The 11,101-nt window shown below is 74.2% G+C and carries 14 protein-coding genes; 2 read left to right on the top strand and 12 right to left on the bottom strand.

Features of this window, described 5'->3' with window-relative positions; translation table 11 throughout:
• Positions 1-243: 243 nt before the first annotated feature.
• Positions 244-1,344, bottom strand: coding sequence for a serine hydrolase (locus EAD96_RS24355; RefSeq protein ID WP_121685909.1), 1,101 nt, complete (start codon positions 1,342-1,344; stop codon positions 244-246).
• Between the two features lie 92 nt (positions 1,345-1,436).
• Here EAD96_RS24355 and EAD96_RS24360 point away from each other — a divergent pair, with 92 nt between their 5' ends.
• Entirely contained in the window at positions 1,437-2,921 is a 1,485-nt protein-coding gene (locus tag EAD96_RS24360) for an NAD(P)/FAD-dependent oxidoreductase (protein WP_121685910.1), read from the top strand.
• Positions 2,922-2,925: 4 nt separating this feature from the next.
• On the opposite strand, the gene EAD96_RS24365 is transcribed toward EAD96_RS24360, so the two are convergent.
• The 3 genes from EAD96_RS24365 to EAD96_RS24375 are packed head-to-tail and all read right to left on the bottom strand — an operon-like array spanning position 2,926 to position 4,362.
• Positions 2,926-3,690, bottom strand: coding sequence for a crotonase/enoyl-CoA hydratase family protein (locus EAD96_RS24365; protein ID WP_121685911.1), 765 nt, complete (start codon positions 3,688-3,690; stop codon positions 2,926-2,928).
• Between the two features lie 40 nt (positions 3,691-3,730).
• Entirely contained in the window at positions 3,731-4,156 is a 426-nt protein-coding gene (locus EAD96_RS24370; protein WP_121685912.1) for a PIN domain nuclease, read from the bottom strand.
• Positions 4,153-4,362, bottom strand: a complete 210-nt coding sequence (locus tag EAD96_RS24375; protein ID WP_030500628.1) for a type II toxin-antitoxin system VapB family antitoxin — start codon at positions 4,360-4,362, stop codon at positions 4,153-4,155. The genes EAD96_RS24370 and EAD96_RS24375 overlap by 4 nt, the downstream gene beginning before the upstream one ends.
• A 110-nt stretch (positions 4,363-4,472) precedes the next feature.
• Here EAD96_RS24375 and EAD96_RS24380 point away from each other — a divergent pair, with 110 nt between their 5' ends.
• Complete coding sequence (locus EAD96_RS24380; RefSeq protein ID WP_121685913.1) at positions 4,473-5,324, top strand: Rieske 2Fe-2S domain-containing protein; 852 nt, start codon at positions 4,473-4,475, stop codon at positions 5,322-5,324.
• Between the two features lies 1 nt (position 5,325).
• Here EAD96_RS24380 and EAD96_RS24385 read toward each other — a convergent pair whose 3' ends face one another.
• From EAD96_RS24385 to EAD96_RS24420, 8 genes are all read right to left on the bottom strand, one after another.
• Positions 5,326-6,342: a LysM peptidoglycan-binding domain-containing protein gene (locus EAD96_RS24385; RefSeq protein ID WP_121685914.1), complete on the bottom strand. Its 1,017-nt coding sequence runs from the start codon at positions 6,340-6,342 to the stop codon at positions 5,326-5,328.
• Between the two features lie 15 nt (positions 6,343-6,357).
• The gene (locus EAD96_RS24390; protein WP_121685915.1) at positions 6,358-6,789 is read right to left on the bottom strand and encodes a pilus assembly protein TadG-related protein; all 432 of its coding nucleotides are present in this window, start codon (positions 6,787-6,789) and stop codon (positions 6,358-6,360) included.
• Positions 6,786-7,259 (bottom strand): TadE/TadG family type IV pilus assembly protein, encoded by a 474-nt coding sequence (locus EAD96_RS24395; protein ID WP_121685916.1) that lies wholly within the window; start codon positions 7,257-7,259, stop codon positions 6,786-6,788. The genes EAD96_RS24390 and EAD96_RS24395 overlap by 4 nt, the downstream gene beginning before the upstream one ends.
• Complete coding sequence (locus EAD96_RS24400) at positions 7,256-7,738, bottom strand: TadE family protein (RefSeq protein WP_120574049.1); 483 nt, start codon at positions 7,736-7,738, stop codon at positions 7,256-7,258. Before EAD96_RS24400 ends, EAD96_RS24395 begins: the two co-directional genes overlap by 4 nt.
• Positions 7,738-7,947 (bottom strand): hypothetical protein, encoded by a 210-nt coding sequence (locus EAD96_RS24405; RefSeq protein WP_013283462.1) that lies wholly within the window; start codon positions 7,945-7,947, stop codon positions 7,738-7,740. Before EAD96_RS24405 ends, EAD96_RS24400 begins: the two co-directional genes overlap by 1 nt.
• A gap of 23 nt (positions 7,948-7,970) precedes the next feature.
• Positions 7,971-8,816, bottom strand: coding sequence for a type II secretion system F family protein (locus EAD96_RS24410; RefSeq protein WP_121685917.1), 846 nt, complete (start codon positions 8,814-8,816; stop codon positions 7,971-7,973).
• A 17-nt stretch (positions 8,817-8,833) separates the two neighbouring features.
• Positions 8,834-9,733 carry a type II secretion system F family protein gene (locus EAD96_RS24415; protein WP_120574047.1) on the bottom strand — a complete coding sequence of 300 codons (900 nt, stop codon included), beginning with the start codon at positions 9,731-9,733 and terminating at the stop codon, positions 8,834-8,836.
• Positions 9,730-11,101, bottom strand: a 1,372-nt coding sequence (locus EAD96_RS24420) for a CpaF family protein (protein WP_147457926.1), incomplete at its 5' end; no start/stop codon positions are given. The genes EAD96_RS24420 and EAD96_RS24415, both read right to left, overlap by 4 nt.

Genomic DNA, 11,101 nt, shown 5'->3' on the forward strand with positions numbered 1-11,101 from the left:
GTGATTCCCTGCCCGCCGCGGCCTGCTGCCTCTCGTCCCCTTTGCTCTGCAGCCATATCCGCATCGGTTGCAGAAAGTGACCGTCCCGGTCTTGCGCGGGTTTCGGACCTGCGAGGAAAGCCCTGCTCGGCGCCGTGCTGCGCCGATGGCTGCAGAGCAAAGGCGGAAAAGGGAAGACACCGCCGCCCGGCCGGCCGAATGCGCTGCGTGACGACGCCCCGGATCACCGAACGTGACGGGAGATCAGAGGCAGGAGTGCAACGCCTCCACCAGCTCCTCCACCCGGTCGTGGTCGGCCAGCCGGGCTGTCGCGTACGCGAAGGTGTAGCCGCGCTCCGGGTCGGCCCAGGCGCTGCTGCCGCCGATCCCGCCCATGCCCCAACTGCCGTCCGGCTCCCACTGCATGCCGAGCGTCCAGTCCACCGGCCGGTCCAGCAGCAGGTCCGGGCCGGCGTACTGCACCCGCGTCGCCTCCGCGACCAGCTCCGGGCTGAACAGCCGTACCCCGTCCAGGGTGCCGCCGGCGAGCAGGCCCGCGTACAGCCGGGCGAGCCCGGCGGCGGTGGCGTGCAGGTTCACCGCCGGGATCTCGGCGGCCCGCCACAGGCCGCTGTTCACCATCGCGACATCGAGCCCGCCCGGCGGGTTGTCCAGCGCCCGCGCCCGCAACGAGCCCGGCTCGCCGCGCATCGCGTCCGGCCAGGCCGGATCGGCGTACGACAGGTCGGCGCACCGCCGCCGGTCCGCCTCGTCCAGCCCGAAGGCCAGGTCCAGACGCCACGGACCGGCGATCTCCTCGGTTAGGAACCGGCCCACGGGCCGCCCGTCCACCCGGCGGACCAGCTCGCCCACCAGGTGCCCGTACGTCCAGGCGTGCTCGCCCGCGACGGCGCCCGGCGTCCACTCGGGGTCGGCGGCGGCCAGGTCGGCGCAGAGCAGGTCCCAGTCGGCGATCGCGGTGGCGGGCCGGGGCACCGGGAAGGCGGGCAGCCCGGCGGTGTGGGCGAGCACCTGCCGCACGGTGGCCGGGGCGCGGAACCCCGGCCAGTACGCCGACACCCGCGCGTCCAGGTCGACCCGGCCCCGGTCGACGAGCAGAAGCAGACAGAGCGCGACCACCGGCTTGCCGACCGAGTAGACGTCGACGAGCGTGTCCGGCCGCCACGGACAATCTGCCCCGGCGGCCGGTACGACAGTGCCGGGCGGCACCGCGGCGGTGGTGCCACCCACCAGTTCGATCACCGGTACACCGTCGTGCCACACCGACAGCGACGCGCCGGTCTCGCGGCCGGTCGAGAACAGGTCGTGGAAGCAGTCCCGGACCGGGGCGAAGCGCGCGTGCATGCGGCCACGGTAGGTGGTCGCGTTCGTTACCGGCGCGGGAATTCCGGGCCGGTGCGGTGGCCGGTGCCCCGCAGGTGCGGAATGCTTGCGGAATGGCGGAGCCGGAACTGGTGGATGTGGTCGTGGTCGGGCTCGGCGTCGGCGGCGAGGAGGTGGCCGGGCGGCTCGCCGAGGCCGGCCTCACCGTGGTCGGCATCGAACGGGACCTGGTCGGCGGCGAGTGCCCCTACTGGGGGTGCGTGCCGAGCAAGATGATGATCCGGGCGGCGAACGCGCTGGCCGAGGCGCACCGGGTCAACGAGCTGGCCGGGTCCGCCCAGGTGCGGCCCGACTGGGCGCCGGTGGCGAAGCGGATCCGGGCCGAGGCCACCGACACCTGGGACGACAAGGTGGCGGTGGAGCGGTTCACCGGCAAGGGCGGCCGGTTCGTCCGGGGCAGCGGGCGGCTCGACGGCCCGAACCGCGTACGCGTCGGCGACCAGGTGTTCCAGGCCCGCTATGGCGTGGTCCTCGGCACCGGCACCCGGCCCTCGGTTCCGCCGATCGACGGGCTGGCCGACACGCCGTACTGGACGAACCACCAGGCCATCGAGGTGGAGGAACTGCCCGGCTCGCTGCTGGTACTCGGCGGCGGCGCGATCGGGCTGGAACTCGCGCAGGTCTTCGCCCGGTTCGGCGTCCGGGTGACTGTGATCGAGGCGGCCGACCGGGTGCTCGCCGTCGAGGAGCCGGAGGCGTCCGCGCTCGCCGCCGACGCGCTGCGCGCCGACGGGGTGGAGATCCACACCGGGGTCAAGGCCGGCCGGGTCGGCCACGACGGCGACGCCTTCACCGTGCACGCCGACGGCGCCGAGTTCACCGGCGAGAAGCTGCTCGTGGTGACCGGCCGCAAGGCGCACCTGGAGGAGTTGGGCCTGGACACCGTCGGAGTGGACGCCGGGCAGCGCTACCTGCCGGTGAACGACCGGATGCACGTCACCGACGGGATCTGGGCCGTCGGCGACCTCACCGGCGAGGGCGCGTTCACCCACATCGCCATGTACCAGGCCGGCATCGTGGTAGCGGACGTGCTCGACCACATGCGGCGTACCAAGGGAGGCCCGGACGCCAGCGGCACCGCGAGTGTGGTCGGCGGCGCGGCCGGGGTGGTCAGCGCGGTCGGTGGCGCGATGAGCGCGGGCGGATCGACTGCCGCGCCGGGCAGCGTCCCGGTCGCCGACTACCGGGCGCTGCCCCGGGTCACGTTCACCGACCCGGAGGTCGGCGCGGTCGGCCTCACCGAGCAGCAGGCCCGCGAGCGCGGCGTCAACGTCCAGGTCGGGTACGCCGACCTCACCTCGTCGGCCCGGGGCTGGATCCACAAGACCGGCAACGCCGGGTTCATCAAGCTGATCGCCGACGCCGACCAGGGCGTCCTCGTCGGCGCCACGTCGGCCGGACCGGCCGGTGGCGAGGTGCTCTCCGCGCTCGTCGTGGCGGTGCACGCGGCGGTGCCGATCAGTCAGCTCCGGCACATGATCTACGCGTACCCGACGTTCCACAGGGCCATCGAGGACGCGCTGCGCGCGCTGAAGTGACGCCTCAGCCGGCCGGCGCGCCGTGCCGGCCGGCGCCGTCGGCGAACCGGCCGGCGCCGCGCACCCCGTCCACCGCGAGCGACTCCAGGCCGTAGGTCAGCTCGGCCGCCATCGCCTCCGGCTCCGGCAGCCCCGCGCCGGCCAGCACCGCCGCCCGGTCGTTGCGCAGGCACGTCTGCGGGGACCGGGCGATCCCGGCGGCCAGTTCCTCGGCCGCCGCGCGAGCCTCACCCGGCGCGACCAGCCGGTTGACCAGACCCATCGCGTACGCCTCGTCGGCGCGCACCGGACGGCCGGTGAGGATCAGGTCCATCGCGCGGCTCTCGCCGATCAGCCGGGGCAGCCGGACCGTCCCGCCGTCGATCAGCGGTACGCCCCAGCGTCGGCAGAACACGCCGAGCGTCGCGTCCGACTCGGCGACCCGCAGATCGCACCAGAGCGCCAGCTCCAGCCCGCCCGCCACCGCGTACCCGGAGATCGCGGCGATCACCGGCTTGGACAGTCGCATCCGGGTCGGACCCATCGGCCCGTCGCCGTCGGGCTCGACGCGGTTGCCGCGCGGCGTGCCGACGGCCTTGAGGTCGGCACCGGAGCAGAACGTGCCGCCCGCGCCCCAGAGCACGGCGACCGCCGCGTCCGGGTCGGCGTCGAACGCGCGGAACGCGTCGGCCAGGGCTCGCGCGGTCGGCCCGTCCACGGCGTTACGTGCCTCGGGCCGGTCCAGGATCACAGTGGTCACGGCACCGGCGTGCTCGACGCGTACCCCCATGGGCTCAGCATGCCCGCGACGGCACCGTCGTGGCTACGGCCTATTTGATCGTGCCGGGCCGGGTCAGCCAGCGCATCGGCTGGCCGGTGACGGCTCCGACCTGGTCGAAGTCCCGGTCGTAGTGCAGCAGCGAGAGCCCGTGGTATTCGGCGGTGGCGGCGATGAGCAGGTCGACGGCGCCCGCCGAGCGGTGTGTGCCCCGCGCGGTCAGCTCGCCCTGGATCTCGGCGGCGCGCTCGTAGACCCGGTCCGGCATCACCACCCAGCCGAAGGCGGCCCGGAGCTGCTCCGCCAGGCGCGTCCGGTCGGCGACGGACCGGGCGGTGTAGAGGAACTCCAGCTCGACCAGAGGACACACGGCGAGCAGGCCCGCTGTCACCTGCTGCTCCCAGCGCGCCAGCACGTCCGGATCACGCAGGAGCCGGACGAGGGCACTGGTGTCGATCAGGTAGTCGGCCAGCTTCACGAGCGGTAGGCACCCTTGTCGAGCAGTTCGTCGAAGTCACCGGCCTGCCCGCGCTCGGCCAGTTCCGCCAGCGCGCGGGCGCGGCGCAGTCTCGCCGCGCCCTCGCGGAGCGCGACGTTCACCGTGTCCTTCTTGGTCTTCGTGCCGAACGCTTCGGCGGCATCCGCCAGCGCCTCGTCGTCGACGTCCACCAGGATCTTGGTCACCGCGGCTCCCTATATACGGTCGGCCGCCTGAGTATATCCAGCGGGGGTTCCGTGCGAGGGAATTCCGGGGCGTCCGGTTTGGGGGCTCTCCTGCCGGGAAGTCGGAACAGGTGCGCGAACTACTGACGAAGATCGAACAGGCCACCGGTCTCGACCGGGTGGGTGACCGGTTGCAGCGCGCCGTCCAGGGCACGCTGCGCTCGCAACGGGTGCGCGACGCGCTGCACGGGGTGTGGCTCGGCCATCCGCTGCACCCCGCGATGGTGCAGGTGCCGGTCGGCGCCTGGATCTCCGCCGCCGTGGTGGACCTGCTGCCCGGCCAGCGCCGGGCCGCCACCGCGCTGGTGGGTCTCGGTACGGTCAGCGCGGTGCCCGCGGCGGTCGCCGGGCTCAACGACTGGGCCACGCTCACCCGCGACCAGCGCCGGATCGGGCTGGTGCACGCCGCCGCCAACACCGTCGGCCTGGCGCTGTACGCCGGCTCGCTGGCGGCCCGGCTCAAGGGGCGCCACGGCCTCGGCCGGACGCTGTCCTATCTGGGGCTGTCCGCCGCGAGCGGTGGGGCGTACCTGGGTGGGCACCTCGCGTACAAGCAGGGCGCCCAGGCCAGCCAGAGCGTCTCCGAGATGCACCTGATCAGCGACGGGTGGCACCGGGTCGGCGACCTGGGCAGCCTGCCCCGGCACGAGCTGGTCACCAAGAAGATCGACGACGTCCCGGTGATCCTCTACCGGGACGGCGACGACGTCAGCGTGATGCTGGAGCGCTGCCCCCACCAGAGCGGCCCGCTCGGCGAGGGCAAGGTGGAGCAGATCGACGGCCACGCCTGCGTTGTCTGCCCCTGGCACGGCAGCGCGTTCCGGCTCGACGGCGGCGAGGTGGTGCACGGTCCGGCCGCCAACGACCAGATCGTGCTGCCCAGCCGCGTGGTGTCCGGCCAGGTCGAGGCCCGGCTGCCCTGAGTCAGTCCCGCCGGTGCCGTCCGCTCGACAGCGCGCGGGCGGGCACCGGCCGCTTGCGCAACCCGAGCAGCGCGCCGATCTGCGCACCCACGATGCTCGCCACGGCCAGCACCGCCGAGATGGCCAGCGGACGGTTGATGCCCTCCTCGGCGGTGGCCCGGGACGCGCCCGCCGACATGGCCGGCGGCTGACCGACAGGCGCCTCCACGGTGGGCGTCGCGTCCCGCGGCGTGGGCTTGGGCTTCGCCTTCGGGGTGGTCGAGGAGGCACCGCCGCCACCGGGCTTGACGGGTGCCGTCTCGGCCGGCTCGGTGACCACGATCCGTCCGGTGGCGTGCCGCCGGGCACCCGAGTCCGTCGCGCCGTCCGGCAGCGTGATGAGCTGACCCGGGCGGATCCGGTCCGGGTCGGCGAGCCGGTTCAGCCGGGCCAGCTCCTTGTATCTGTCGAAGTCGTCCAGGTAGCGGTCGGCCACCTCGCCCAGGTAGTCGCCCTTGGCCACCCGGTACACGGCCGGTTCGCTCGTCTCCGCCGCGACCGGGGTCGACGGGGTGACCTGGCTCGCGGTCACGGCCGGCGATGTGACGGCGGCGACCACCGGTTGCGGGGCGGTCAGTGCGGCGGCGCTCGCCGCGGCCGGGCTCGCGACCAGGATCAACGCGACCGAACCGACGAGCGCGGCGGCGGCCTTCTGCTGGCGGTGCATGCCGGGCAGCTTCGGCGCCGGCCGGCGTACCGCCGCCGCGAGCAGCTCCACCACGACGGAGAACGCGAACGTGGCCCAGCCGAACCAGCCCACCACCGCCAGCGCGCGCAGGAAGAGTTGACCGTCGTCGCGGCTGGTCAACGCCGTACCGACCTCGGCCAGCGTGGGCAGATGATCCGGCAGCGGGTTGCCGGCGAACGCCAGCAACGCGACCGGCCCGCCGGCCAGCACGCCGACGAGCACGACGAGGGCGCCGAGGCCGGTGAGAACCTGGCCGGCGCGGCGGACGGGGGAGCGTCGGGGTGCGCCCATGGCGGCCTTCCCTTCCTACGGTGGGCCGGTGAGTGCCCGAGCGGTGGCCTCACCGGTGACGGTGGCGGTCTTCTGTACGCCGAACAGACTCAGTAGGTCCCGGCTGTAGGTGATCTGCACGCGTACCCGGATCTGGGTCTCGGTGCCGACCACGGGGAAGTCGACCTCGTGGTCCTGGACGCCGCCCGCGGCGCCGAGGTAGGCGGCGACCGCGGCGCGGGCGGCGACCTGGTCGATCCGCTTCGGGCCGCCCTCGATGGCCCGCGCGCGGTCGATCATCTGGCCACCGGCGCGGGCCGCCTCGGCGGCCAGGTTGTCCGCGCGCTGCAGTGTGCGCAGTTGACCGGCGCCGTCGTAGGCCAGGCCGATGATCGCCAGTACGCCGGTCATCGCCACGGCCAGGAACATGCTCACCCGGCCGCTCTCCGCCTCGCGCCGCCCGGTCATCCGCGACTCCGATAGGTGTCCAGCGGCGAGGTGAACCTCGCCGAGACGGTCTTGCCGCCCGGCACGCCGGGCAGGCCGGGCGCGCTCAGGTCGTCGAAGGAGACGGTGCAGGTCACCGTGACCGTCACGGTCGCCGGCACGCCTGCGGCGCTCTGGTACGCGGCGGCGAAGCTCGTCGTCGTCCCGGCCACCGAGCCCGCGAGATCGATCCCGGGTGGGCCGGTGCAGTTCAGCCCCGCCCAGCCGAGCTGGTCCTGGGCCGCCTCCTCGGCGGCCTCCGCACCGTCGTCGGCGTTGCGGGCCAGCGAGGCGGCCCGGGCGGCGTCGTGGGCGGCCGACTCCACCGCCTCGTCCGCGACCGCGGTCCGCCCGGCCACGCCGGCCAGCACCATCAGCCCGATGAAGGCGGGCGCGAGCACCGCCACCTCGATCGAGACGGAACCCCGGTCCCGTCGCGGCCCGGCGCTCATCCGGTGGTCCAGCGTTCGGCCGGGCCGTGCGCGGTCTGCGTGACCTCGAACGAGACGCCCGGGATGACCGACAGGGAGCGTCCCTGCACCGTGCAGGTGACGCCGGTGGCGGTCTCGACGCAGGTCGGGCCGGTCTGCTCCCAGCCGACCAGCCAGTCCCCGGACTGTTGCAGGAAGCTGATCGCCCGCTGCCGTCCGGCGTCCGGCCCGGCGTCGATCGTGCGCTGGGCGTTCACAGCGGTCTGCGCGGCGTTCAGCGCGGTGGACCGGGCCACGAACCAGACGGCGACCTGGATCGAGCCGAACAGCATCACCAGGATCACCGGCATCACCACGGCCAGCTCGACCGGGTTGGCGCCCCGCTCACCCTCGGCCAGGCGGGCGCGCAGGGCAGCGGCGAACCGCCCCGGACCGGGCGGGCCGGCGGGCCGGCCGGCAGATGCCGGCCGGCTCCGGACCGTACGGGCGGGGCTGGGCATCACGGGGCCTGCGGCGCCGTGTTGTTCGGGATGGCGTTCATCCAGTTGTTCGCCTTGGCCAGGGCGAGCCCGGTGACCGCCATGGCCACCGCGACCAGGCCGAAGATGATCACCGCGGTCGGCACCGGGCTGTCGCCGCGCTCGGAGTCCCGGCGCAGCTCGGCGAGGCGGGTGCTCACCGCCACGTACAGGTAGGCGTAGAGGTGCATGGTCGTCTCCTTCTCGGGTGGGTTCACAGGCGGGCGAGGAACGGATAGACGGCGAAGCCGAGCAGGACGAACACCAGCAGCGAGCCGGGGATGTCCAACTTGCTGGTGACCCCCTCGGCGCGGGCCAGGTTGTCGGTACGGATCTGGTCGCGCAGCGAGTCGGCGCGGGACCGCAACGTCTCGTGCACCTGGGCGCCCTCGCTGCCGGAGGAGCGCATGATGGCGCCCACGTCGCCCAGCTCCGGGATGCCGATCCGCTCGGCCAATTCCTGCAACTCGTCCCAGGGCGAGTGCATCTGGAGCTGGGCGAGCCGCAGCGCCTCCCGGATCCGGTCGAAGACCCAGCCGTCGCAGACCGCCGCCGCGCGCTCCAGCGACTGCACCGGGCCGTGCGCGGCGGAGAGCTGCAACGCCACCAGGTCGAGGTAGGTGCAGACCGCCTGCCGGAACTCGTCCCGGGCGGCATCCGCCTTGGCGAGCACCGCGCGGTGCGCGAGCAGACCGGCGCCGAGCGCCAGGCCCAGGCTGGCCACCACCGGTACGGCCACCGGCAGCGCCACCCCGCCGACGAAGAGCACCGCCGAGGCGACCGCCGGGGTGGCGAACCCGACGAGCGCCGACAGCAGCACGGACAGGGCGTACTGCTCGGGGGTGCGGTCGAGCAGCGCGAGCTGCCGGTGCGGCGGGCGCAGCCAGCGGGCGAACCCGCCGAGCCAGTCCGGCCCGGCGCCGGCGGCCGGGGCCTGGCCGGGTGGCTGGTGCAGCCGGCGCAGCGCCGGGCCGAGCGCCGGGGTGGCCGGCAGCGCCTCGCGCACGACCAGGAACAGCCCGAGCCCGACCGCGCACCCGCCGAGCACCCCGATCGCCATCTGCCAGTTGAGTGCGCTCACGCGATCGCCTCCTCCGGGTCGGGCGCCGGCAGGAACCGCGCGGGCCGGGGCGGCTGGCTCATCGAGCGGACCCAGACCAGCAGCCCGACGAACGCGGCACCGAGCACCGCCATCACGAGCTGACCCGTCACCGTCCCGTACGGACGGATGTATTCGCTGTTCACCAGCCCGTACGCGAGCGTCGCCAGCGTCATGCCGGTGAGGAAGCGGACCGCGAACCGGGGCTGGGTGCGCTTCGCCTCGACCTCGCGCCGGGTCGCCACCTCGGCCGAGGCGGCGGTGGCGATCGACCCGAGCACGTCGCCGAGGCGCTCACCCCGGTCGGTGAGGTGCAGGATCAGCGCGGCCACCACCTGGTCGGCGACCGGGTCGGCGATCTCGTCGGCGAAGGCGAGCAGCGCGGAGCGGGCCAGCCAGCCGGCCTGGAGGCGGGCGGCGAGCGTGCGTACCTCCTCCTGGATCTCCTCCGGCGCGGTGGCGATGGTGCCGATGATCGCCTGCTGGAGTCCCTGGCCCGTGGCCGAGATGTCCTTGAGCCGACGGGTCCACTCGCCTACGGCTTCGACCCGGGCGATGGCCCGCTGCTCGGCCCGGCCGACCGCGAACAGCCACGGCACGCCCGGCACCGCGAGCGCCACCAGCAGGCCGACCACCGGCAGCCCGGTGAGCAGGAACGCCACCGCACCGGCGACCACCGCGGCGCCGAGCAGGAGCTGGTAGCGGCGCTGGTCGGCGCGGCTCGCGCCGGAACCGGTCCAGAGCCGGCTCAGGCTCGGCCCGGCACCGGGCGCCGGACCGGGCGGGCGGCGGGTGCCGACGAGCGCGACGACGGTCAGCACCAGCCCGGCCACGCAGGCCGCGCCGGAGACCAGGGCGATCAGTTCGATCTGCGTCACGCCGGGCCTCCGCTCGGCCGCGCCCCGAGGCGGGTGTGCCGGGGGCGCCGCCACGCGCCCACACCGGCCTCGACGAACCGGGTGAGCAGGCGGGCGTCGTAGCCGACGCGCAGCAACTGGTCGCGGATGCGTTCGGGCAGGTGGCGGGGGACCGCGCGGCCGTCCGGCCCGGGGCCGAAGACGGTCGTCGTGGTGATCCGGTTGCCCTCGCCGACGCCGATGACCTCCTCGACGTGCGAGACGAACCGGTGCTTGCGTCCGCCGATCGCTGTCTCGTCCTCGACCGTGACGTAGACGATCAGGTCGAGCGCGTTGCCGGCCATCCGGCGGGCCTGGTCGACTGTCATCTCCCGGCCGTGCGACAGCGCCAGCTCGATGATGCGCTCGCTCACCCCCGAGGGGGTACGGGCGTGGATGGTGCACATCGACCCGCGGCTCGTGGTCATAGCCTGGAGCATCGGCACGATCTCCCGGGACCGCACCTCACCGACGATGATCCGCAGCACGCCCATCCGCAGCGACACCGGGATCAGATCGGCGATGCTGACCTCACCCGCCGGCCGCCCGTCCGCGCCGCGCTCGCCGTGCCCCTCCCGGGACTCGAAGCTCATCACCGCACGGTGCTTGTGCCCGCGCCGGGCCGGCAGGAGTTCCCGGCTCTCCTCCAGCAGCACGTACGGCTCGTCGGCCGGGATCTCGTCCATCAGCGCGCGGATCACAGTGGTCTTCCCGGCCCCGGCGAGCCCGGCGACCATGATGTTCAGCCCGGCGCGCATCGACGCGCGGAGGAAGTCGCGCAGCAGCGGGTCGATCATCTCGTCCAGGTCGGGCCGGCCGCCCGCGATGTCCTCCAGGCTCACCTCGAGCGTGTTGTGCTTGCGGATCACCGCGTACGGGCGGTGGCTGACCAGGAACACCGCGGCGAGCCGGCTGCCGTCGGGCAGTTGCAGGTCGAGCGTGGGCTTCGACGTGGACAGCGACCGTTCGGTGGCCCCGGCCCGGCGGGCCGCCGCCTGAAGGATCTCCACCAGCTCGTCGTCGGTCTCGGCGATCGGCTCGGCCCAGTCGACGCCGCCGCCGTGCCGGGTGATGCGCACCTGGTCGCAGCCGAGGATGTGCACCTCCTCGATGCTGTCGTCGACGAGCAGCGTCTGGAGGCGGCCCAGCCCGACGAGTTCGGCGGTGACCTGGTCGAGCAGCACCCGTTCCGAGTCGGCGGCCATCGGCGTGCCGGCCCGGCGTACCGAGTCGGCGTACGCGGACACCACGGCGACCGCCAGCCGGGCGCGCTCGACCTCCTCGGCGTCGGCGTCGAACTCGCGTCCGCGCTGCCACTGGGTGAGCCGTTCGCTCAGCTCCCGGCCTGTC

It is taken from the genome of Micromonospora sp. BL1 (assembly GCF_003667485.1).
GTDB lineage: Bacteria > Actinomycetota > Actinomycetes > Mycobacteriales > Micromonosporaceae > Micromonospora > Micromonospora tulbaghiae.